This window comes from Pseudomonas sp. UV AK001 (genome assembly GCF_046097675.1).
GTDB classification, from domain to species: Bacteria; Pseudomonadota; Gammaproteobacteria; order Pseudomonadales; family Pseudomonadaceae; genus Aquipseudomonas; species Aquipseudomonas kribbensis.
Map to the genome: position 1 here is coordinate 1,474,513 of NZ_JBJUVZ010000001.1, position 19,448 is coordinate 1,493,960.

Below are 19,448 nucleotides of genomic sequence, written 5' to 3' on the forward strand. Positions count from 1 at the left end.
CACCTACTCCATCAAGCCAACCTGAACTTTTATTTATCCGGCGGGAACGTGGCGCAACCGCAGGCTTTGCCACACTATGCCATCTCTGCCTGATGATGTGAGTGGTTCAAAAGCCATGACCCATGTTCTGGTCGTCGAGGACGACTTGCCCACCCGCCGCGAAATCGAAGCGGCGCTGACTGACCACGGCTTCACCGTGAGCAGCGTCGACAATGGCCGTGAAGGTCTGTTGAAAGCCCTCGGCGAGCCATTCGACCTGATCGTGCTCGACCGCATGCTGCCCGGCGGCCTCGATGGTCTGGGCGTGCTCACCGCGTTGCGCGCCGCCAGCGTGAACACCCCGGTGCTGATCCTCAGCGCCCTGAGTGCGCTGGACGAACGGGTACGCGGCTTGCGCGCCGGGGGCGACGACTACCTGACCAAACCATTCGAATTCATCGAGCTGACCGCCCGCCTGGACGCCTTGAACCGGCGCCGGGCCGAACCGGTGGCCGTGACTCAGGAAACCCGTCTGAAGGTCGGTAACCTGGACGTCGATCTGCTGAGCCGTACCGTACGCCGTGGCGAACGCACCATCGATCTGGTGCCCCGGGAATACGCGCTGCTCGAACATCTGGTACGGCATGCCGATCAGGTGGTGACCCGCACCATGCTCTTCGAAGCGGTATGGAATTACAGCTACGACGAGCGCACCAACGTGATCGAAGTGCACATGAGCCGCCTGCGCCGCAAGGTTGATGGTGACGGCGAGCCGCCGATGATCCATACCATTCGTGGAGCCGGGTATGTCCTCCGTTCACCTGAGTGAAATCCCGCGCACCATCAGCTTTCGCACGGCGCTGCTGTTTCTCGGGCTGTTCGGCTGCTCGTTTCTGGCGTTGTTCGGTTACGTCTACTGGCAAACGGCGTTCTACCTGAAGACCGAAGCCGACACCGCCCTGTATCGACAAGTGGAAAACCGCAGCGCCCAGCCGCCGGAACTGCAATTGCAGGAAATCCGCAAACACGCCCTGCAGGACGTCGAAGCACGCCTGCCCCACAGCCTGTTCGATGTCGACGGCAAATTCATTGCCGGCGTGATCAAAGAACTGCCGCCCTTCTCCGCCTATGACAAGCCGCAGGAGTTTCGCTGGCTCAAGTCCAACGGGCATCACCGGCCGGTGCGTTTCATCGTGCATAAACTGGCGGACGGTAAAACGTTGCTGGTTGCTCAGGACGTCCACGACATCCGCGAATTCGACGAACTGCTGATCAACGCGCTGATTTCCGGCGGCCTCCTGCTGTTGCTGGTCGGGCTGCTCGGTGCGGTAGTGCTGGGCTATTCGGCACACCGACGGCTGGACAAGGTCAGCCGCTCGATCAAGGGCATCATCGAAGGTGATTTGAAAGGACGTTTGCCGGTCAAGGGCAACAACGATGACATCGACCGCCTCGCCTCGGTGGTCAACAGCATGCTCGATGAACTGGAGCGTTTGATGAGCGAAGTCAAAGGCGTATGCGACGACATCGCTCACGACCTGCGCACTCCGCTGACGCGCCTGATTGCCGGCCTGGAACGCACCCAGCGCCGGGGCCTGGATGAAGCGCAATACGCCGCCAGCATCGACGCGGCGCTGACCGAGGCCAAAGCCCTGCTGCTGACCTTCAAGGCCCTGCTGCGGATCTCGGAAATCGAAAACAGCGCCCGGCGCAGCCACTTCGCCCCGCTGGATCTGAACCTGATCAGCGCCGATGCCGCCGAACTCTACGAACCCCTGGCCGAAGAACGCGGCATCAGCCTGACCATCGAAAACAGTCAGGCCCCCGCGATCATGGCCGGCGACGCACAACTGCTGTTCGACGCCCTGTGCAACCTGCTCGACAACGCCATCAAGTTCTCGCCCGACCACAGCCAGGTGCGGTTGAGCGTGATTGCCGATCAGGACAGCGTCGGAATCCGCGTCACCGACAATGGCCCCGGCATTCCCCCGGCCGAACGCGAGGCGGTGTTGCGCCGGTTGTACCGCGCCGAATCCAGCCGCCATACGCCGGGCAACGGGTTGGGCTTGAGCATGGTGTCGGCGGTCGCGCGCCTGCATGACATGCGGGTGACGGTGAACGATGCGGCGCCGGGGTGCCGGATTGATTTGTTGGGCAAGGCAACGCCGGCCAGCCATTGAAAACCGACAGGCCTCAACCTACCGACCGTAACCACTCCAGCAAATCCAATTCCAGGCTGCCCGGTTTGGGAGGCGCAGGCGACAGCAGGCAATAATGCGAGCCGTCTTCAACGAAGCCTGCCGGTGCGGCCAACACCCCGCTCTCTATATCGTCACGGACCAGATGCCACGGACCTATGGCCACTCCAAGTCCAGCGACAGCCGCCTGAATGCTGAAATAAAAGTGCTCAAAAGCCCGCATCTGCGTCGCAGAAACGGACTGGTCCGCTGCGGCGGCCCACTCCTGCCAGGCCGTAGACCGGCTGCTCGTTTGCAGCAGAGGCGCCGTGGCACGCAGGCCTTTGCCGCTTTCATCGAACCACTGGCCGACTTTATCCGGCCGACAGACTGGCCCGACCTTCTCGGCAAACAAGCGCTCGGCGTGGTAACCGGGAGGCCGGGGAAAATCGTCGCGCCGAATGGCCAGGTCAATTCCTTGTTCAAATGAAAACGGACCGCCGCCGGCCACCAGATGAATGTCCGGGCCGCGATGTTGTTGCTGGAAATCACTCCAGCGCGGAATCAACCAGCGCATCAACAGCGTCGGCTCGCACGACAAGACCAGCCGCCGCGTCCGGCGCGCCTCAGTGCGGATCTCGCGGACGGCCTGGTTCATCACCCCCAAACCTTCGCTTACCGCTTTCAACAGTCGCTTCCCCGGCTCAGTCAGGAAAACCCTTCGCTGGCGCCGCTCGAACAGATCAACGCCCAGATCCTCTTCAAGCAGACGCACCGCCCGGCTGATGGCGCCGGGTGTCAGATGCAGTTCGTCAGCCGCACGGGCGAAATTCTCGAACCGGCCTGCGGATTCGAAGCAGCGCAGCGCCAGCAGAGAAGGCATTCGACCCTCGGAAAACGGTGAGTCAGATTCACCATTTGCTTCAGAAATCATCGTTAGTTCCAGCGCTCAGCATCTGTAAACATGGCTTTCTATCACCAACCCACCCAAGGTTCCACCATGAGCGAATGGATAGTCGTAATCACCATCACCCTGCTGGCATGCATCAGCCCCGGACCGGACTTCGCCCTGGTCTCGCGCAACGGCTTGCTGCTCTCTCGACGCGCAGGCGTACTCACGGCGATGGGCATTGGTCTGGGCGTGCTGGTGCATGTCGGCTACACCCTGCTCGGGCTCGGATTGGTGCTTCAACAATCGCCCTGGTTGTTCAATGCACTGAAACTGGCGGGGGCTGCGTATCTGGTTTATCTGGGCATCAAGATGCTTCGCTCCAGAGCTGACGCTCAGCAGCCGGATGCTGCGTCACCCGCCCTGTCGGATCTGGCCGCACTGCGCTCGGGTTTTCTCACCAATGCGTTGAACCCCAAAACCTCGATTTTCATCGTGAGCCTGTTCATGGGTGTCGTCCGGCCGGACACCGGCCTGCCGGTACAAATGGCCTACGGGGTGTTCATTGCCGGGGCGCATGTGCTGTGGTTCAGCCTGGTGGCGCTGTGTTTCTCGGCCGGGCGGGTGCGGGAGAAACTGCTGGCGGCACGGCAGTGGATTGACCGGGCGTTCGGCGGCCTGCTCGTGGGCTTCGGGGTTCTGCTGACGCTGTCTCAGCGATCAGGCTGAACGCATTGCTACACAGCGATACATAACCCCCGTTTCATGACACATCCCCGGTACATGCCGATGCAAAAGTGTGGGCCATCGGAGCCTTCCCTCCGACTTCACCACTCACACAGGCAGGCCTTCTCATGATCAATCAAATCGACACCGTGCTGTACACCGGCAAGACCCGCACCACCGGCGGACGCGATGGCGCCTCGCGCAGTTCCGACGGCAATCTGGACGTCAAGCTGTCACCACCGGGCTCCAATGGCAGTGGCACCAACCCGGAACAACTGCTGGCGGCCGGCTGGTCGGCCTGTTTCATCGGCGCCATGGGCAAAGCGGCGGCTGCGCTGAAGATCAGGCTGCCGGCGGATGTGGCGGTGGAAACCGAAATCGATCTGGGCAAGACCGGCGATGCGTTTTTCCTCCAGGCACGCTTGAATGTCAGCCTGCCGGGGCTGGAGCCTTCGGTCGCCCAGTCGCTGGTGGAAGCCGCGCACCAGACCTGCCCTTACTCCAAGGCCACGCGCGGTAACATCGACGTGACCCTGCGCTTGATCTGAATCCCGATCCCACTATACGCCCGAGGCAGTGCCTCGGGCGTTTTGTTTGACTGGGACAGAAGCACCCGCCTGCCCATGCTGACGCGTGGTCACCAGTCCGATAAAGGAAATGGCCAGCGCCAGGCCAATGGTCGACGTCACTTCCAGACGATGCTCCGGCGTCAGCATCATCACCGCGAGCGCGGCGCAGATGAAGGCCATCACCAGATAGGTCAGCCACGGAAACAGCCACATGCGAAAGGTCAGCTCGACATTCTGCCGAAGCAGCATCCGCCGCATACGCAGTTGGGAAACCGCGATCACCAGGTACACCAACAGCGCGATGGCACCAGAACTGGCGAGCAGGAATTGAAACAGGCCGGCGGGCATGAAGTAGCTGAGCAACGTCACCCCGGCGCCGATGACGCTGCTGGCAATCACCGCCGCCCTTGGCACGCCTGCGCCGGAAGTCACTTTCAACGCGTGCGGTGCATCGCCGCGAAGCCCCAGTGAAAACAGCATGCGCGAAGCGATATAGATCGACGAGTTCATGCAACTGGCCACGGCGATCAACACCACTACATCGACCATGAATTTCGCGTGGGGAACGTTCATCAGTTCCAGTGCGCGCTGATAGGAACCGACGGACGCCAGCAGCGGATCGTTCCAGGGCACCACGGAAATCACCACGAAGATCGACAACAGATAGAACACGCCGATGCGCCAGATCACCGAGCGCGTAGCCTTGGCGATGTTCTGCGCCGGATTGTCCGATTCGGCGGCGGCGATGGTCACCGCTTCCGTACCGATAAAACTGAACATGATGGTGATAAAGGCGCCGACCACCGCCGACAAACCATTGGGGGCGAACCCGCCATGTTCTTCCATCAAGCGGCTGAGACCGCTGGCTTCACGCTCGGGAATCCAGCCCATCAGGACGGCAAAACCCACGCCGATGAAGCCGATGATCGCCACGACCTTGGCCATGGCGAACCAGAATTCGAACTCGCCGTATTTGGAGACACTGAACAGGTTGGTGATTACCAGCAGAATGATCGACACCAACGCAAACAGCCACGCATCGACCTGGGGAAACCATTGATTCAAGACATGCCCGGCGGCCAGCGCCTCGATGGGGATGACCAGCACCCAGAACCACCAGTAGAGCCAGCCGATGGTGAAGCCGGCCCAGCGGCCGATGGCCTGATCGGCGTAGGTGGAGAACGATCCGGTGTCCGGTCGGGCCACCGCCATTTCCCCCAGCATGCGCATGACCAGCACCACCAGCAGGCCGGAAAACAGATACGCCAGCAACACCGCCGGCCCCGCCGCAGCGATCGCGTGCCCGGAACCGACAAACAACCCCGCGCCGATAATTCCCGCAATTGACAACATGGTCACGTGACGCGGCTTGAACCCCTGCGCCAGTTGACCGCTCGATTCCTTCGAATTCAGGCTGTTCATTGTTTTTGTTGTTCTCTGATGGACGCCTCACCTTACGTGGCTGAAGTTGAACGCAAATAGCCCGGGTGCGGCATGCCGATGCCTGATTTCGACATGCCCGGGTGACGGTCAGCGAGAACCGACAAGCGTTTTGCGCATGAAAACCCGGGCAAATCCGTCCTCGGTGGCGCGGTGGGTTTCCACAAAACCGAGCTTTTCATAGATGGCGACGTTCTCGGTCATCCGCTCGTGGGTGTACAGCCGCACCGCATCGCAACCGAGACTCCGTGCATGGGTTTCGCAGAAGGTCATCAGCACTTTGCCGAGGCCCTTGCCCTTGTGCCGGGGCGACACGGCGACGTTGATCAGCAGCAGCTCGTTGCCCTCCTGGCTCATCACCAGCACACCGAGGATTTCATCGTTGTCGGCCAGCACGAACGTCTCGGTTTCGCGCAGCACTTGTACGTAGTCATCGAGCATGGGCGCGGGTTTGCGGCCGATGCGCGGGATGTACGGGCTGTAGGCCTCATCGACCAGTGTGGCGATGGGCGCGGCGTCTTCGGGTCGGGCGCGACGGAGGGTCTGCAAGGGGAGCGTCTTCAGTGATGGTGAGTGCGGCGCTCAGCATGCGATGGATGACGATCCCGGAGCAAATCCACCGCCTCCCCGTAGCACAATCGAAGCGCCCGAGGATGAACATACGTTCACCAAAAACATCACCGGATGCGTCTAGTCTGCGGGTTCCAACATAGTGACTACAGGAGTAACCCACCATGTTCTCGCACGAAAGCATCCCGCTGATCATCCTTTTCATCATCCTGCTGCTTGGCGTGCTGACGGCTGTTTTGCATCCGGTGCATGCGTTTTTCAGCTGGTTCAAGCGGCGCAAGCAAAGGGCATCTACCAGAGTTGTGAAAGAGGTAGATGCGCGCTGAAGTTGCTTCAGTTCGAATCGCGCGGCATCAGCCTGCGTTGAATCCGCCGACAACAAAAAAGGCCTGCCACATTGGCAGGCCTGTTCAGTGTCCCGGGCGTTATTGCTTGAGGATCAACAACGGCTCGCCCTTTTTGACGATGTAAGTTGCCAGCTCCGAGCCCTTGTCGTTGCCGACGTTTTTCGCGATGTGCGCCACACCTTCCGGGATGAACAGCGAATCGCCGGCCTTCAGCGTCACCGGCGCCCGGCCTTCGAGCTGGTATTCGAAAGTGCCGCTGATGACGTAAGCAACTTCAACGCCCGGGTGTGCGTGCCGGGGCGAGGTGATGCCCGGTTCGAAATCGACCCGGGCCTGGATCACTTCGCGATCCGCAGCGCCCAGGTCCTGATGGACCAGATCCGTGCGGCTCAGGCCTTGTTGCCAGCTCTTCGCCGGGGCGGCAGATTGAGTGTCGGCGGCGTTTGCCAGGCCGGCCATTGAAACCAGTACGGCGGCTGCGGTCATCAGGAGTGTGCGGCGCATGGTGTTGCCCTCTTGGAAGTAGTGAAGTGACGCCTCTACTTTGAGGAGGGCATGTACCGGGAATGTGTCCCGATATCGGCGCTTGTTAGCTCACTGTGTACGAGGGCGGGATTGATACACGCTCATACAACTCTCGCCATCTGCGACAGCCACTGCCTGAAGGCGACGATCTTTTTCGAACCGGCGTTTTCATGGGGCGTGACGAAGTAGAAACCCGAATCGGACTTGAGCCGCAAATCGAACGGCGCCACCAGCCTACCCGCGCGTAAATCGTCCTCGACGTAGGTCGAGCGCCCGATGCACACGCCCTGCCCGTCAATCGCCGACTGCACCGCCATCATGGCCAGGTCGAAGGTCAGGCGCGGGCCTTTGGCCGATGGTGGCGGTTGACCTGCGGCGTTCAGCCAGGCGCTCCAGTCATCGGTGGTCTGCCCGCTGACGTGCAGCAAGGTGTGCCGGGCCAGATCGGCCGGGGTGCGGATCGGGTCCGGCCCGGTGAGCAAACGCGGGCTGCACACCGGGAAAATCTCGTCGGCCATCAGCCAGTCGGCGCGCAGTCCCGGCCAGTTTCCGTTGCCGTAGCGGATCGCTGCATCGATGCCACCCTTGCGAAAGTCCACCCACTCCGTGGACGCACTGATCCGCACATCGATCTCGGGAAACGCCTCGCGAAAGGACGGCAGGCGCGGCAGCAGCCATTTGGATGCAACCGAAACCAAAGTACTGATCGTCAGAACGCTTTGATTGTTCGCCTCCAGCAAACGCTCGGTCGAATGGCGCAGTTCCATGAACGCCGAACGTACACCGGGAAAATAAGCGTTGCCCTCTTCTGTGAGCGCCAATCCGTCCTTCAAGCGCATGAACAGCCGCACGCCCAGTTCATCTTCGAGGCGGCGGATCTGATGGCTGATCGCGGTTTGCGTGACATTCAGCTCTTCGGCGGCGTGGGTGAAACTCAGGTGTCGGGCCGCAGATTCGAAGGCGCGCAATCCGTTGAGCGACGGTAGTCGGGTGAGCATGGGGCTTCTTCAGTCCATGAGATTTTGTCATACGCTAGCACCGCAGATGTCCTTTGCGAAGCGCCGCCACAATGCCGGATTCTGGGCTCCCATTTGAAGGAGAGCCCATGAAACTGTACTTCGCCCCCATGACCTGTTCGCTGGCCCCGCACATTGTGCTGCGAGAACTGACGCTGCCGTTCGAACTGATCCGGGTCAACAACCAGACCAAGCGCACCGCCGACGGCCGGGACTTTCGCGAGATCAATCCGAAGGGCTACGTGGCCGCACTGATGCTCGACAACGGCGAGGTGTTGACCGAAGGCCCGGCGATTCTGCAATACCTCGCCGACCTTACCCCCGACCTGAGACTGGCCCCGGCCAATGGCACCTGGGAGCGCTCGCGCCTGCAGGAGCATCTGAATTTCATCAGTTCGGAAATCCACGGCGGCAGCGCACCGCTCTTCAGCAGCGAAATCCCGGATTCCATCAAAACGATCTTCAAACACAAACTCTTCAAGCGACTGGATTACCTGAACCGAATCCTTGCGACCCAACCCTTTCTGATGCAGGCGTTCGGCGTGGCGGATGCCTATCTGTTCACGGTGTTGAAGTGGTTGCCGACGTTCAGCATCGCCATCGAAGACTGGCCAGCACTGGCGAGCTACATGACGCGCATCGCCGAGCGGCCCGGTGTGAAGGCTGCGATAGCGGAAGAGGAAGCCACGCAACCGGTGTGAATCGTCCGGTTGCGTGGTCGTTGTCAGGCCTTGGCGGCCTCGTCGATCAGCGCCGCCACTTCAGCGGCGCGGGAGGCCAGCGAGGCGTGACTGGCGTCGAGGGTGATGACTTTCTTCGCATTGAGCCGGGCGGACATGCGTTTCTGGTTGTCCGGGTGAATCATGTGGTCCTGACTGGAAATCTGATACCACGACGGTTTGTGCTTCCACGCCGGATCACTGATGACATCGCCGAAAGTGCTGGCCAGCGGCGCTTTCTGGGTGACGGCCATCACCAGCGCTTCATCCGCCGACAGGTCCTGGCAGAAGCTTTCATGGAACTTGTCGGCCTTGAGCCAGAGGAAACCGTCGCTGTCCGGGGCGAGATTCGGCGCGGCGGCGGGCAGATGTTCCTGAGTGATGCCGCCGGGGCTTTCGCCCTGATCCGGGGCGAACGCGGCGATGTACACCAGGCCCGTCACATTCGGTTGATTGCCGGCCTGGGTGATCACCGCCCCGCCGTAGGAATGCCCGACCAGTAGCACCGGACCGCTCACTTGCGCGACCATTTTGCGCGTGCGTTCGGCATCGTCGGCCAGCGACGTCAGCGGCATCTCCACCGCCTGAATCGAGCGGTAGCCCTTGCGCGACAGCTCGACAATCACCTTGCCCCAATGCGCGGCCCCGCCCCAGAACCCGTGTACCAGCACAATCGTCGGTTTTTCACTCATGGCCCTGCTCCTGCTCGTAATGAATTCGGCGCCAAGGAGTATGGAACGCTTCCACAAACCCGGCGGGCCGGCAGACCAAAGGTGCATTTCGGGATGTGACAGTTGTCGGATGCCCCAACGCGCCTATATTGAAGAAGGTTCAAGCCCTCCTCCCCTCGAGCGCCCCATGGCCACGACTGATCACCTGATCATCTGCGAGCACTGCGACTGCGTGTACGAAAAAGCCACGCTCGCCCGCTACCAGAAATCCCTCTGCGCCCGTTGTGGCGGCGTGCTCCAGCGCCACAACAACCTGAGCGTGGAGCAGCGTCTGGCCCTGAGTTTCACCGCTGCGATGCTGTGGCTGTTCGCCAATTTCTACCCGGTGATGAGCATCAGCATGAAGGGCCTGAAAAACAGCGCGACCCTGTGGGATTCGGTGCTGGCCCTGAGTCAGGGGCCGATCACCTTCATGGCCATGGTCGCGGCGATCTCGATCATCATCGCCCCGGCCTTTCAACTGGTTTTGCTCATCTGGGTATTGAGCTTCGCCCTCGCCTCGCGCCGCTCGCCGGCCTTCAAGCTGTGCATGCGCTGGCTGGAAGCGCTGCGGCCATGGAGCATGCTCGAAGTGTGCCTGCTCGGGGCGATGGTGGCGGTGTTCAAACTGGCGGGCATGCTCGATGTGATCCCCGGCATCGGCCTGTTCGCGCTGGCCGTGCTCAGCCTGTTGCTGATTCGCGTCGCCGGACGCGACATACGTGATTTGTGGGACATCCTGTGAAACGACCACCGACCGCCAGCGAACTCAACCTCTGCCTGTGCCACAGCTGCGGACTGGCCTGCGACATGACCGACGAGCCGCACCAGTGCCCGCGCTGCGACGCACCGCTGCACCGACGCAAGACCAACTCCCTGGCCCGCACCTGGGCCTACATGTTCGCCGCCCTGGCGTTTTACGTGCCGGCGAATCTGCTGCCGGTGATGAACACCACCCTGCTCGGCAACGGCGCCGACAGCACCATCATGAGCGGTGTATTGGAGTTCTGGGAGCACGGTGCGTGGGACATTGCGCTGATCATCTTCATCGCCAGCATCGCGGTGCCGGGGATCAAGTTCATCGCGCTGACGCTGCTGCTGGTCACCGTGCAACGGGACAGCCACTGGGCGCGCCGGGAACGTTCGAAGCTGTACCGGTTCGTCGAGTTGATCGGCTACTGGTCGATGCTCGACGTGCTGGTGGTCGCATTGGTGGCGGCGCTGGTGAAGTTCCAGGCGCTGGGGGATATCGAGCCGCGACCGGGGATTCTGTTTTTCGGGCTGGTGGTGGTGTTCACCATGCTCTCGGCCATGAGCTTCGACCCGCGCCTGATCTGGGACAAGGCGCCGGCCGAAGAAACCGATGAAACAGACGAGCCCCGGCACTCGAACGAACAAGTGCCGGGGCATTGAGTGACTCCAATCAGATCTGCGCGGTGCCGCCGTCGACGAACAGTTCGATGCCGTTGACGAAGCTGCTGTCATCCGAAGCGAGGAACAGCGCAGCCTTGGCAATCTCGCTCGGTTCGCCCAGACGCCCGATCGGCACCACCGACGCCAGTTGATCGAACAGACCCTGCGCGTGTTCCGCCGGCACCAGCCCTGCCAAACCTGGCGTACGCACCGGGCCGGGACTGATGGCGTTGACGCGGATGCGCCGGGGTTTCAAGTCCAGCAGCCACGACCGGGCGAAATTGCGCACGGCGGCTTTGCTCGCGCTGTAGACGCTGAAATTTTCCGTGCCTTGCACCGAAGTGGTCGATGAAGTCAGCAGGATCGAACCACCATCGCGCAGCAGAGGCAGCGCCTTTTGCACAGTGAACAGCGTGCCCTTCACGTTGGCGTCGAAAATCCGGTCGAAATGCTCTTCGGTGATCGAACCCAGCGGCAGCATGTCACCGCCACCGGCATTGGCGAACAGGATGTCGAGGTGGCCGGCCTTCTCGGCGATTTCGCGGTAGACGCGATCCAGATCGTCCAGTTTTGCCACGTCGCCCTGAATGCCGATGGCGCGAGGGCCGATGGCGGCGACGGCTTTGTCCAGTTCGGCCTGACGACGGCCGGTGATGAATACCGTGGCGCCCTGGGCGACGAATTCCTGCGCCGAGGCCAGACCGATGCCGGTGGTGCCGCCAGTGATCAGTGCGATTTTGCCTTCGAGTCTGTTGCTCATGATGAATCTCCAGTAACCGTTTCGGGGAAGGTGACGGGTCGTAGGTGAGCCGTTGGAAGCGACTTTAGGCCGATGGATTGATTTGAAAAATCCGCAAAATCGGTTTTGTTTGTGCACAGATATGCACAATACTCAGCCCTGTCTTCGATCCTTGAGTGCAGCCCGATGAATCAGTTACTGGCGATCCGCGTCTTCGCCCGCGTCGTGGAAAGCGGTTCGTTCACCAAAGCCGCCGACTCGTTGAACCAGCCAAAAACCACGGTCAGCAAACTGATCGGGCAACTGGAAAGCCACCTCGGCGTGCGCCTGCTGCAACGCACCACCCGGCGCCTGACCGTTACAGCCGACGGCGCCTCCTATTACCAGCTGACACAGCAACTGCTGCATCAACTGGACGACATCGATCAGGGTTTCAGCCAGGCCCAGGGCTTGCCGCGCGGCAGGATTCGTGTGGACATCGGCGGCTCCACTGCGACCATGCTGGTGATTCCCGAACTGCCGAAGTTCTTCGAGCGCTACCCGGACATTCAGGTCGATCTTGGCGTCAGTGACCGTCCGGTGGACTTGATCAGCGAGCGCGTCGACTGCGTGATTCGCGGCGGCCCGCTGACCGAGCAGGCTCTGGCCGTGCGCCGCTTGGGCGAAGTGTCCTGGACCACCTGCGCCACGCCCGGCTATTTGCAGCGCCACGGCACGCCGATGCACCCACTGGAACTGGCCCGGCATCAAATGATCGCCTATCGCTCGGCCTCCACCGGGCGCATCCTGCCGTCGAACTTCCAGCGCAACGGCGAACGCCATCAAATCGAAGGCAAAGGCCTGGTCAGCGTCAACGAAAGCAACTCGCATCTGGCGGCCGGATTGGCGGGGCTGGGGATCATTCACACATTCAGCTACACAGTCAGGGCGGCCATCGAGCGGGGTGAACTGGTGCCGATCCTCACTGACTGGCGCCCGCCGGCGTACCCGTTCCACCTGCTGTATCCGCCGAACCGGCACCTGAGCAATCGCGTGCGGGTGTTCATCGACTGGCTGGTGGAGCGCTTCGCGCAGGTGGACTGAGCCTCGCTGTCGCGCCGATTCGTCTAACCTGACGTTGCAGCCGCCGACGTTTTTCCGCAGGCTACGCACCGATCCTGACGCCCATGAAACGGAGATTCCCATGCTCAAACGCACCCTGGCACTGACTGCAGGCCTGGCCCTGTCCTTTTCCACCCTGCTGGCCCAGGCCGCAGACGTGTTGAGAGTCAGCGCGATTCCCGACGAGGCCCCGACCGAACTGCTGCGCAAGTTCGAACCGCTGGGGGCTTATCTGGAGCAGCAATTGGGCATGAAAGTGCAATTCGTTCCCGTGGCCGACTACCCGGCCGTGGTTGAAGCCCTGGCCACCGACCGCCTTGACATGGCCTGGCTGGGCGGTTTCACCTTCGTCCAGGCGCGGCTGAAAACCGATGCCACCACCCCGGTGATCCCGCTGGTGCAGCGCGAGCAGGACGCGCAGTTCACCAGCAAATTCATCACCGCCGACCCGAACGTGAAAAGCCTCACCGACCTCAAGGGCAAGACCTTCGCCTTCGGTTCGGTATCGTCGACCTCCGGCAGCCTGATGCCGCGCTACTTCATGCTCAAGGACGGCATCAAACCGGAAACCTATTTCAGCCGCGTCGGCTACTCCGGTGCCCACGACGCCACCGTCGCCTGGGTGCAGGCCGGCAAGGTCGATGCCGGTGTGTTGAACGCCAGCGTCTGGCAGAAACTGGTGGACGCCGGCAAGGTCGACACCAACAAGGTCAAGGTCTTCGCCACCACCCCGGCCTACTTCGATTACAACTGGACCGTGCGCGGCACCCTCGACCCGGCGCTGGCAGCGAAGATCAAAAAAGCCTTCCTCGCCCTCGACCCGGCCAACCCCGAGCAGAAGAAAATCCTCGATCTGCAGGCCGCCAGCCGCTTCATCGAAACCAGCCCGGACAACTACAAAGGCATCGAGGAAGCAGCCCGCGCCGCCGAACTGCTGAAATGACCCTGAGCCTCAAGCAAGTCTTTCTGCACCACGCCAACGGCGTCGAAGCCCTGCGTGGTGTGGATTTGCAGATCAACAGCGGCGAGCAGGTGGCGATCATCGGCCCGTCCGGCGCCGGTAAATCCAGCCTGCTCAACCTGCTGGCCACCGCCATTCGGCCGAGCAGCGGCAACATCGAGGTGCTGGGCCAACGGGCCTGGCACTTGTCCGCCCGCCAGCGCCAATACCTGCGCGCAAAAATCGGCCTAGTGCATCAGGCACCGCCCCTGCCGCCCCGGCAACGGGTGGTGACGGCGGTGCTGGCCGGCAAACTCGGGCAATGGAGCCTGGGTAAAAGCCTCGTCAATCTGCTGCATCCACTGGACATCCCCGGCGCCCGCGCCGCGTTGGCGCGGCTGGATCTGGCGGACAAACTCTTCAGCCAGTGCCAGCAACTTTCCGGTGGCCAATTGCAGCGGGTCGGCATCGCTCGCGTGCTGTATCAGGCGCCGGAGGTATTACTGGCGGACGAACCGGTATCGGCCATGGACCCGGTCCTCGCCGGGCACACCCTGACGGTCCTGTCGCGCCACGCCCAAGAGCACAACGTCACGCTGGTGGCGAGCCTGCACGCGGTGGAACTGGCGCTGGCGCACTTCCCGCGCATCATCGGCCTGCGCGAGGGGCAGATCCTGTTCGATTGCCCGTCCGATCAAGTCAGCCACGACATGCTCGACAGCCTGTACGCCAACGAACAACTGCAATCCCCGGCGCCGGCCCTGACGCCGCTGATTGTGCAGATTCCACGATGCTGAGCACCGACACCCGCGACCCCGCCGCACTGCCACGCCTGTTGCTGACACTGCTGGCGATTGCCCTGTTGTGGCCGGGCATTCAGCTCAGCGAACTCGACCTCGGCGTGTTGCTGCACGCCGACAGCCAGAGCGAAATGGGCCGCTTCGTCTCGACCTTCTGGCCGCCGGCCCATGACCGGGACTTTCTGCAACTGCTGCTCAAGGCCACCCTGCAAACCCTGGCCATCGCCACGGCAGGCATGGCGTTGGCACTGATATTGGCGGTGCCGGCCAGCCTGCTCGCCAGCCGCGCCTTGTCACTGTCCGCTGCGTCCCACGGCGGCCGCCCGAGCCTGTTGGGCCGGTTACTGCGCTGGCCCGTGCGCGGATTGCTGATCTTCCTGCGCAGCGTGCCGGAAATCGTCTGGGCGCTGCTGTTCGTGCGCGCCGTCGGCCTCGGCCCGGCGGCGGGCGTGTTGGCAATCGCCATCACCTACAGCGGCATGCTCGGCAAGGTCTACGCGGAAATCTTCGAATCCACCGACCAGCGCCCGGCCCACGCCTTGCTCCAGGCCGGCAGCGGGCGCCTGGCCAGTTTCGCCTACGGCGTGCTGCCCAACGTCGCGGCGGAACTGCTCTCCTACACCGTGTACCGCTGGGAATGCGCGATCCGCGCCTCGGTGGTCATGGGCTTCGTCGGCGCCGGCGGCCTCGGCCAACAGATCGACCTGTCGATCCGCATGTTCGCCGGCGGCGAAGTCGCCAGCATGCTGCTGACCTTCCTGCTGCTGGTACTCGGCGCCGACCAACTCAGCCGCCTGCTGCGCTGGAGACTGACATGAAGCGCCTGATCAACACGGCGCTGATCCTCGCCATCGTCTTCGCCGTCATCGCCTCGTTCGCCTACCTTGGCCTCGACCTCGAAGAACTCGGCAGCGCCACCAGCCTGAAACAGATGGGCTCGTACGTTGGCCGCTTCCTGAGCCCCGACTTCAGCGCCGGTTACCTCAACGCCATCCTCCACGGCGCCATGGAAACCCTCGCCATGTCCGCCCTCGGCACCCTCCTCGCCGCCGTCCTGGGACTGTTGTTGGCACTCCCCGCCGCCGGCCGCTTTGGCTGGCCATTACAAAGTGCCGCCCGCCTGCTGCTCAACGGCCTGCGCGCCATTCCTGAATTGGTATGGGCTGCGCTGATGGTGTTTGCGGCTGGGCTCGGTCCTAACGCCGGCACCCTGGCTCTGGCCCTGCACACCACTGGCGTGTTGGGGCGGTTGTTTGCTGAGGCGCTGGAGAACACGCCGCCGGAACCGGCGGAGGCGATTCGGTTGCAAGGGGGGAATCCGGTTTTGGCGTTCTGCTACGGCACGCTGCCGAATCTGGCGCCGCAGTTGCTGGCGTATTGTTTGTATCGGTGGGAGAACAATATCCGGATGGCCAGCGTGCTGGGGTTTGTCGGGGCTGGGGGGCTGGGGCAGATGTTGTATGTGAGCTTGAGTCTGTTTCAGGAAGCGCAGGCGGGGACGGTGATTTTGGCGATGTTGGGGTTGGTGCTTGGGGTGGATTCGTTGAGCGCCTGGAGTCGGGGGCGGTGGGTTAAGGCGTAGGTTTGAACACTTCTGGAGCGGCGTCACCCGAAACCTTGGGGAGGCGTAGTAAGCGGCGCCCAACAAGATATCGCCTGTTTTCAACGTATCGAGCATTGATCTAATCAGCGTCTGTTCATCGCCACCCTTGCCTCGGAAACGCCCAAGGGCGGCATCTAAAACGGCGCCACTGGAAAGACAAACGAGCCCCACCACTCGACACAACGGAAAACCAAGACCGACTTTCTGACCGCGAGATTGCGGATAGGTACCCTGATTGGCAAGGGTGTCGGGCATCGAAACCGTTGTCCCGTCGACAAGGCGTACAAGTGCCATCGGGACTGATTTATTTACCGATTTATTTACCGGATTTATTTATTAAACCTATCCAGCAGTACCAAATAGTTATTTCCCTATCCCTTTGTCGCGCAAAAAAACCGTTATCCTTTCGAGCCATCTTTTCCATGCCTGGTTCACGCTGAGCACAGGAGAAAAAAACGCCCGTATCCTGCGATACGGGCGTTTTTTTTAAACAACTAACAGATGACGAGCTTCACAGGTCTTGGCAAGCAAGCAAGCTCGATCAGTCGCCAGCAGCTAAATCAACTACTTACTGGACACACATCAGCATGAAACTCTGAGAAGAGTCTACCCAGGCTCCTGGTTTACCCGCCAACTGAGTGACCACGCTCAAACCCGATTGCTTCGGTGCCGCCCCCAGTCTCGCCTGACCATAATAGATATCATCTGCCGAACGCGTGTCCGCAAGTGAAACGGAGCAATAACCTGGCGCTTTATTGAAGGTTCTCTTATTGAACTCCACTTGATAATTAGCGAAATAATTCTGGTGGACAACATGCTCAACTTTGGAAACCCAATTCGGATTCTGCGACAGGACATTACCATCGCTATCGATCGTAGCAGTATAAATGCGGGCGGTTGCGCTTGCTACATTTAACCCAATAGCGGCGCACGCCACTAGAGATAAAAACGCATATTTCGATACTTTTCCAAATTCCATTTATTCAAATCTCCACAGTTTATAAATACAACCAACATATGCCATGCTGAGTATTAAAACAAACTAAACTAAGACCGTAACGAACGTCAATCGAAATACTTGCGTGAAGAAAAAACCTCGAAACTCAGAGACTTTTCCTACTGCAGCAGAAGAAAAAGTTGATAAGTACAAAACAGAATCAGAAAATTGGTGATGGTAAATCGAACCAAAAAGTGACACCCATTAGCCGGTTTCAAGTCAAGGTTAAAAGCCACCGCGCCCTGCAGTTTTCTACTGCAGGGTTTGCTCCTCCACTCAACCCATCGCGGCGTTCAATCGTCCCGGTTTTATGGTGGCCATGCACAGGGCACTTTCGAGTGCGCCGGTCTCCTTGTGTCCCGGTCTACCAACCTGCGTATGGCCACCATCCCATCGTTTGGTAGCGAGTGGGTGATGGCTCCTGATGACGACACAAGGAGTTACACCATGATCAAACCAACACCCAACCCACCCGAAACCGACCCAACCTCCCCTTACGAATTCCCGATTCGAAGAAATTCCACGACGCCGCCGAGCGTGCTCTGGATCACTACCTCTCCCCGTCTTCCCGGGTGATGTCGTGCTGCATCGATCCCGAGCCGATGTTCCGGGCCAATCCCAAGTACAACACTGAGTCCCTGCTGGCCAATGCCAGCGAATCCCTGGGTTCGGCAAGGGAGATGTTGAATAACTTTGCGTCCACGCTCGAACCCTCGCATCGCAAGACGGCGTTGGGGATTGCGCAGGTGGTGATGGTCGCCGGGTTGGCGGTGAATCAGGCGCTGGATCACGTCGAAGTGGCGTAAGCGGTGGGTGGCTGTAGAAGCAGTCAATGGCTGCCTCTACAGCGCTTCACCAAAACCAATACGGCAAAAACTTCGGCGTAGGTTCGATCATCAGTTCCAGGTGATAGGTGATCGGATTGAAGAAAAACATATCCAGAATCAAAAACGCCCCTACCCCAAACGACAGCGTCATGAACTCGCGATAAGGATGCTCGGCGAAGTACTCGCGCTTGGCGTGGTAGAAGCTCAGCAGCGCAATCAATCCCAACCCTGCGCCCAGGTAGTTGGGCTGTAACGGGACTTCGGCGAAGTTGTTGTAGACCAGCACCGAAACCAGCATCCCCAACCCCAGCATGGGTAACTTCAGGCAGAACTTCAGCAGGCCGTTTTTGGCGCGTACGAAGGCGGCTTCCTGGCTGACGAAGAGGTACGCGGCCAGCAGTGAAATGGCCGGGGTGATTGCCAGGATGTAGCGTGCTTTTTTGGAACTCGGGATGGTGAACAGTACCAGCAACACCAACAACCACCCGGTCAGGTAAAGCAGCAGCTCGATGTCTTTGTCGCGGGTCGAACGGAAAAACAGCTTGTACTTCTTCAGGATCACGTTGATGGCGTAAAACACCGTGAAGCCATAGGTGAAAAGGCCTGCGGAGAAGTAGAAGTAATAGCGTGGCGCGTGGTCGGAGCCGAAGCGGCCGATGCCCTGCATGTTAAGCACGTCTTCGAGGAACGTTTGCCCCCCTTGCAGGTAGGCCGCCCAGGCCAGCAGCACAACCCCGGCGGCCAGGATCAGGCCCGACAGGAATGAAAACAGCAGCAACATGCGCCATTGGCGGCTCAGGAAGTAATAAGCCCCGATGACACTTGCCGGCCCGATCAAACCGATCGGCCCACGAAACGCAAAGCCCAGCGCCAGGCCCACGAACAGAAACGCCAGGCGTCGCGGGTCTTTTTTCAATTCGGCCGAATAGGCAATGTAAAAGCACATCACCGTAAACAACGCCGGGTAGATATCCAGTGCCAGCGAGTTGACGCCGTCGAGAAAGGCCCAGGTCAACAGGCTGAAAAGCACGCCGTAGGCGCCCCACTTCTTGCTGTGCAGCGCACCCAGCCGATAAATGAACACCAGCATCAGGGACGCGGCCACGCAGGACGGAAATCCCATGGAAAGTATCGAAACCCGGCCGAACGGCAAGGAAACCAGATAGACCAGCAAGGTATTGAGGACCGTGTAGTCGGGATAAGGCTTGAGGTCGTCGGCAATGGGAAACAGCGTGACGCCGTGCAGCAACATGTACTCGGCAAAGTCGACAAAGCGTGTTGTGTAGTTGAGGACAGCAGGTTTGTACTGCAACACCATGAACACGGCCAGTGTCATGAAGAAAATGCTCAGGCATGGATTT

22 protein-coding genes and 2 pseudogenes are annotated in these 19,448 nt (G+C 60.7%); 14 read left to right on the top strand and 10 right to left on the bottom strand.

Annotation, left to right across the window (positions count from 1 at the left end):
• Positions 1-115: 115 nt before the first annotated feature.
• Positions 116-808: a response regulator transcription factor gene (locus ACKLNA_RS06640; RefSeq protein WP_119430041.1), complete on the top strand. Its 693-nt coding sequence runs from the start codon at positions 116-118 to the stop codon at positions 806-808.
• Positions 786-2,159, top strand: a complete 1,374-nt coding sequence (locus ACKLNA_RS06645) for an ATP-binding protein (RefSeq protein WP_408985311.1) — start codon at positions 786-788, stop codon at positions 2,157-2,159. Before ACKLNA_RS06640 ends, ACKLNA_RS06645 begins: the two co-directional genes overlap by 23 nt.
• A 13-nt stretch (positions 2,160-2,172) precedes the next feature.
• Here the strand turns inward: ACKLNA_RS06645 and ACKLNA_RS06650 are convergent, their stop codons facing one another.
• A complete protein-coding gene (locus tag ACKLNA_RS06650; RefSeq protein WP_408985312.1) occupies positions 2,173-3,090 on the bottom strand; it encodes a LysR family transcriptional regulator in 918 nt (305 codons plus the stop codon).
• Positions 3,091-3,156: 66 nt separating this feature from the next.
• On the opposite strand from ACKLNA_RS06650, the gene ACKLNA_RS06655 reads away from it, so the two are divergent.
• Together ACKLNA_RS06655 and ACKLNA_RS06660 are read left to right on the top strand one after the other, a co-directional pair.
• Positions 3,157-3,774, top strand: coding sequence for a LysE family translocator (locus tag ACKLNA_RS06655; RefSeq protein ID WP_408985313.1), 618 nt, complete (start codon positions 3,157-3,159; stop codon positions 3,772-3,774).
• Between the two features lie 125 nt (positions 3,775-3,899).
• The gene (locus ACKLNA_RS06660) at positions 3,900-4,319 is read left to right on the top strand and encodes an organic hydroperoxide resistance protein (protein WP_085709867.1); all 420 of its coding nucleotides are present in this window, start codon (positions 3,900-3,902) and stop codon (positions 4,317-4,319) included.
• A 12-nt stretch (positions 4,320-4,331) separates the two neighbouring features.
• On the opposite strand, the gene ACKLNA_RS06665 is transcribed toward ACKLNA_RS06660, so the two are convergent.
• Positions 4,332-5,762, bottom strand: a complete 1,431-nt coding sequence (locus tag ACKLNA_RS06665) for an amino acid permease (RefSeq protein ID WP_408985314.1) — start codon at positions 5,760-5,762, stop codon at positions 4,332-4,334.
• Positions 5,763-5,870: 108 nt separating this feature from the next.
• The gene (locus ACKLNA_RS06670) at positions 5,871-6,329 is read right to left on the bottom strand and encodes a GNAT family N-acetyltransferase (RefSeq protein ID WP_408985315.1); all 459 of its coding nucleotides are present in this window, start codon (positions 6,327-6,329) and stop codon (positions 5,871-5,873) included.
• Positions 6,330-6,514: 185 nt separating this feature from the next.
• Here ACKLNA_RS06670 and ACKLNA_RS06675 point away from each other — a divergent pair, with 185 nt between their 5' ends.
• The gene (locus ACKLNA_RS06675) at positions 6,515-6,676 is read left to right on the top strand and encodes a hypothetical protein (protein WP_408985316.1); all 162 of its coding nucleotides are present in this window, start codon (positions 6,515-6,517) and stop codon (positions 6,674-6,676) included.
• Between the two features lie 99 nt (positions 6,677-6,775).
• Here ACKLNA_RS06675 and ACKLNA_RS06680 read toward each other — a convergent pair whose 3' ends face one another.
• The gene (locus ACKLNA_RS06680; RefSeq protein ID WP_408985317.1) at positions 6,776-7,201 is read right to left on the bottom strand and encodes a cupin domain-containing protein; all 426 of its coding nucleotides are present in this window, start codon (positions 7,199-7,201) and stop codon (positions 6,776-6,778) included.
• 122 nt (positions 7,202-7,323) lie between these two features.
• Positions 7,324-8,220, bottom strand: coding sequence for a transcriptional regulator GcvA (locus ACKLNA_RS06685; RefSeq protein ID WP_408985318.1), 897 nt, complete (start codon positions 8,218-8,220; stop codon positions 7,324-7,326).
• Between the two features lie 107 nt (positions 8,221-8,327).
• On the opposite strand from ACKLNA_RS06685, the gene gstA reads away from it, so the two are divergent.
• A complete protein-coding gene (gene gstA, locus ACKLNA_RS06690) occupies positions 8,328-8,939 on the top strand; it encodes a glutathione transferase GstA (protein WP_408985319.1) in 612 nt (203 codons plus the stop codon).
• Positions 8,940-8,962: 23 nt separating this feature from the next.
• Here the strand turns inward: gstA and ACKLNA_RS06695 are convergent, their stop codons facing one another.
• Positions 8,963-9,649: an alpha/beta hydrolase gene (locus tag ACKLNA_RS06695; RefSeq protein ID WP_408985320.1), complete on the bottom strand. Its 687-nt coding sequence runs from the start codon at positions 9,647-9,649 to the stop codon at positions 8,963-8,965.
• A 166-nt stretch (positions 9,650-9,815) separates the two neighbouring features.
• Between ACKLNA_RS06695 and ACKLNA_RS06700 the strand changes: the two genes are divergently transcribed.
• Both ACKLNA_RS06700 and ACKLNA_RS06705 read left to right on the top strand, forming a co-directional pair.
• Positions 9,816-10,412: a paraquat-inducible protein A gene (locus ACKLNA_RS06700; protein WP_114882977.1), complete on the top strand. Its 597-nt coding sequence runs from the start codon at positions 9,816-9,818 to the stop codon at positions 10,410-10,412.
• The gene (locus ACKLNA_RS06705) at positions 10,409-11,080 is read left to right on the top strand and encodes a paraquat-inducible protein A (protein WP_085709859.1); all 672 of its coding nucleotides are present in this window, start codon (positions 10,409-10,411) and stop codon (positions 11,078-11,080) included. Before ACKLNA_RS06700 ends, ACKLNA_RS06705 begins: the two co-directional genes overlap by 4 nt.
• A gap of 10 nt (positions 11,081-11,090) precedes the next feature.
• Here ACKLNA_RS06705 and ACKLNA_RS06710 read toward each other — a convergent pair whose 3' ends face one another.
• Positions 11,091-11,840: an SDR family NAD(P)-dependent oxidoreductase gene (locus ACKLNA_RS06710; RefSeq protein ID WP_408985321.1), complete on the bottom strand. Its 750-nt coding sequence runs from the start codon at positions 11,838-11,840 to the stop codon at positions 11,091-11,093.
• A 165-nt stretch (positions 11,841-12,005) separates the two neighbouring features.
• On the opposite strand from ACKLNA_RS06710, the gene ACKLNA_RS06715 reads away from it, so the two are divergent.
• The 5 genes from ACKLNA_RS06715 (at position 12,006) to phnE (ending at position 16,242) form a co-directional block, all read left to right on the top strand.
• On the top strand, positions 12,006-12,902 hold the full coding sequence (locus ACKLNA_RS06715) for a LysR substrate-binding domain-containing protein (RefSeq protein WP_408985322.1): 897 nt from the start codon (positions 12,006-12,008) through the stop codon (positions 12,900-12,902).
• Positions 12,903-13,002: 100 nt separating this feature from the next.
• Entirely contained in the window at positions 13,003-13,863 is an 861-nt protein-coding gene (locus ACKLNA_RS06720; protein WP_305832958.1) for a putative selenate ABC transporter substrate-binding protein, read from the top strand.
• Complete coding sequence (locus tag ACKLNA_RS06725; RefSeq protein WP_408985323.1) at positions 13,860-14,657, top strand: phosphonate ABC transporter ATP-binding protein; 798 nt, start codon at positions 13,860-13,862, stop codon at positions 14,655-14,657. Before ACKLNA_RS06720 ends, ACKLNA_RS06725 begins: the two co-directional genes overlap by 4 nt.
• The gene (locus ACKLNA_RS06730; RefSeq protein ID WP_085709854.1) at positions 14,651-15,478 is read left to right on the top strand and encodes an ABC transporter permease; all 828 of its coding nucleotides are present in this window, start codon (positions 14,651-14,653) and stop codon (positions 15,476-15,478) included. Before ACKLNA_RS06725 ends, ACKLNA_RS06730 begins: the two co-directional genes overlap by 7 nt.
• Entirely contained in the window at positions 15,475-16,242 is a 768-nt protein-coding gene (phnE, locus tag ACKLNA_RS06735; protein WP_408985324.1) for a phosphonate ABC transporter, permease protein PhnE, read from the top strand. Before ACKLNA_RS06730 ends, phnE begins: the two co-directional genes overlap by 4 nt.
• 39 nt (positions 16,243-16,281) lie before the next feature.
• Here phnE and ACKLNA_RS06740 read toward each other — a convergent pair.
• Both ACKLNA_RS06740 and ACKLNA_RS06745 read right to left on the bottom strand, forming a co-directional pair.
• Positions 16,282-16,548 (bottom strand): annotated as a pseudogene (locus tag ACKLNA_RS06740) (IS4 family transposase); the annotation flags it as partial.
• 283 nt (positions 16,549-16,831) lie between these two features.
• Positions 16,832-17,242, bottom strand: a complete 411-nt coding sequence (locus ACKLNA_RS06745; RefSeq protein WP_408985325.1) for a hypothetical protein — start codon at positions 17,240-17,242, stop codon at positions 16,832-16,834.
• A 465-nt stretch (positions 17,243-17,707) separates the two neighbouring features.
• On the opposite strand from ACKLNA_RS06745, the pseudogene ACKLNA_RS06750 reads away from it, so the two are divergent.
• Positions 17,708-18,066: pseudogene (locus tag ACKLNA_RS06750) on the top strand (DUF6124 family protein).
• A 46-nt stretch (positions 18,067-18,112) separates the two neighbouring features.
• Here the strand turns inward: ACKLNA_RS06750 and ACKLNA_RS06755 are convergent.
• Entirely contained in the window at positions 18,113-19,423 is a 1,311-nt protein-coding gene (locus ACKLNA_RS06755; RefSeq protein ID WP_408985558.1) for an ArnT family glycosyltransferase, read from the bottom strand.
• Positions 19,424-19,448 lie beyond the last annotated feature (25 nt).